The following is a 2,548-nucleotide window of genomic DNA, read 5'->3' on the forward strand; positions in this document are numbered from 1 at the left end:
AGCCGGACGAGGACCGCGGGGGCGGGGCGCACCGGCGCGCGCCCGGCACGGTTTCCCTCCGCCGGGGCGGAACGGGCGGGCAGGTCGAGCCGCGTCGGCGCCCCGTCCAGATCGGCCTTCCAGCCCTCCAGCGCCGCGTCGAAGGCGCCGCCGTCCAGGCAGGCGCGCTGCCACAGGGCGATGTCGGCGGGCTGCACCGCGGGCGGACGCGGGGGTTGACCTTCACCGATGGCGGCGCGGCGGTATGCGGCCTCCAGCTCGCGCACCAGAAGGGTGCCGGTGGTCCCGTCGCAGGCGGTGTGATGGATCACCAGAAGCAGCAGGCGGGAGTCGGGACCGAGCGTGAACAGGATGGCGCGGAAGGGCGCCTCGGCGTCGAGGGCGAAGGGGCGGGCGGCCTCCGCGGTCAGCAGGGCGGTCAGTGCCTCCTCGTCCAGGCCCGTGGCGGGGCGGCGCTCCAGCCGGAAGCCGCCGGGGGGCAGGATCTCCTGCACCGGCTCCCCGCCGCGCTCGGTCAGGAGGGTGCGCAGCGCCTCGTGCCGGTCCGACAGGGCGGCCAGGGCGCGTTCCAGCGCCGTCTCGTCCAGCGGACCGTCCAGCCGGTAAGCGGTGGGGACGTTGTAGGCCGCCCCGCCCAGCGTCCGTTCCGCCAGCCACAGTTGGGTCTGGTTGACGGTCATGGGGATGCGCCCGGGCCGATGGCCGGCGGGGATCGGCGGCAATTCGATCCCGCCCGCGGCGGCGCGCAGGCGTTCGGCCCTCAGCCGGTCGGCCAGGGCGCGCGGGGTCGGCGCGTCGAACAGGGCGGCGACGGGAAGGGCGGTGCCGAAGGCGGCGTTCACCCGCGTCATCGCCCGCACGGCCAGCAGGGAATCGCCGCCATGGGCGAAGAAATCGGCATCGCCGCCGGTGACGGGGACGCCCAGCACCGCCGCCCAGGCTTCGGCGACCAGCGCCTCGTCGGGGGCGAGGAGGCGGTCGGGGGCGTCCTGTTCGGCCTTCCCGTCCAAGGCGGGGGCGGGCAGGGCGGCGAGGTCGGTCTTGCCGTTGGGGTTCAGAGGCAGCCGGTCCAGCGCCACGAAGGCCGCCGGCACCAGCGCCGCGGGCAGCCGGGCGCGCAGGAAGGCGCGAAGCTCCGCGGCCTCTTCCGCCTCGCGCCACACCACATAGGCCACCAGCCCGGTTTCGCCGGACGGCAGCGGGCGGGCCGCCACGGCGGCCTCGCGCACCGCCGGATGGCCGCACAGCACCGCCTGCACCTCCCCCGGCTCCACGCGGACGCCGCGGATCTTCACCTGCCGGTCGAGCCGTCCGAGACAGTCGAGCGTTCCGTCCGCCCGCCAGCGGCCCAGGTCGCCGGTGCGGAACAGCCGCCCCCCGGCCAGCCCGGTGGGATCGGCGATGAAGCGCTCCGCCGTCAGCTCCGGCTGGCCGGCGTAGCCGCGGGCCAGCCCGACGCCGCCGATGGCGATTTCCCCCGCAGCACCCGGAGGCACCGGGTTGCCGCCGCGGTCGAGCAGAAGCACGAAGTTGCCCGGAATCGGGCGCCCGATGGGCACCGGCCCCGGCGCACCCGGCTCCACGAGATGCCACGTCGCGTCCGCCGACACCTCCGACGAGCCGTAGAGATTCAGCAGGCGGCAGTTGGGCAGCCGGGCGGCGAAGCGGGCGGCGAGGTCGGCGGAGATCGCCTCACCGCTGGTGACGCACAGGCGCAGGCCGGCCAGCGCCGCGGCGGGATCGGGCACCACGTCCAGCAGGGCGCGCAGCAGCGAGGGCACCAGCACCAGCCGGGTCACCCCGGCCTTGCCCAGCGTGTCGGCCAGCCGCAGCGGGTCGCCCGCGTCGCCCGGCGGCACGATCACCGAGGGCACCCCGGCCAGCAGCGGCCCGAAGAACTCCCAGACGAAATCCACGAAGGTGATGGTGGTCTTCTGGCACGCCACCTCGCCGGGGGCGAAGGGGAAGGCGTCCTCCATCCAGCGGATGCGGTTGACCGCCCCGCGGTGCAGCCCCATCACCCCCTTGGGCCGTCCGGTGGAGCCGGAGGTGTAGATGAGGTAGGCGAGACCGTCCGGCCCGGTTTCATCCTCCACGCGAGGCACGCCGCCGGGCACACCACCGGGCACGTTGTCGGGCACTCCATCGGGCACCGGGGCGGTGCTCAGCCCGCCGCCCTCCAGCAGCATCGGGCCGCCCGGCGGCAGCCAGGGGGGTGTTCCGCGGGCGATCAGCACCGGGGCGCCGCTGTCGGCCAGCATGAAGGCCAGACGTTCGGGCGGATAGCCGGGGTCGAGCGGCAGGATCGCCCCCCCGGCCCGCAGAACCCCCAGGAAGGCCACCGCGAGATCGGCGGAACGCTCCAGACACACGCCGACCGGCACCTCATTGCCCACGCCGAGGGCGCGCAGACGGGCGGCCAGGGCGGCGGACCGCCGGTCCAGCGTGGCATAGGTGATGCGGGCGTCGCCGTCGATCAGCGCCACCGCCGCCGGGTTGGCGCGGGCGCGTTCGGCGAACAGGCCGTGCAGCGTGCCGGCCGGACGCG

General features: G+C 75.9%; 1 protein-coding gene. It reads right to left on the minus strand.

All coding sequences use genetic code 11. The features are described 5' to 3' along the window. On the minus strand, positions 1-2,548 hold a 2,548-nt coding region (locus QSG27_RS28495; RefSeq protein WP_306712168.1), incomplete at both ends, for an amino acid adenylation domain-containing protein.

Origin of the sequence: Azospirillum isscasi (genome assembly GCF_030849505.1) — a bacterium.
GTDB classification, from domain to species: Bacteria; Pseudomonadota; Alphaproteobacteria; order Azospirillales; family Azospirillaceae; genus Azospirillum; species Azospirillum isscasi.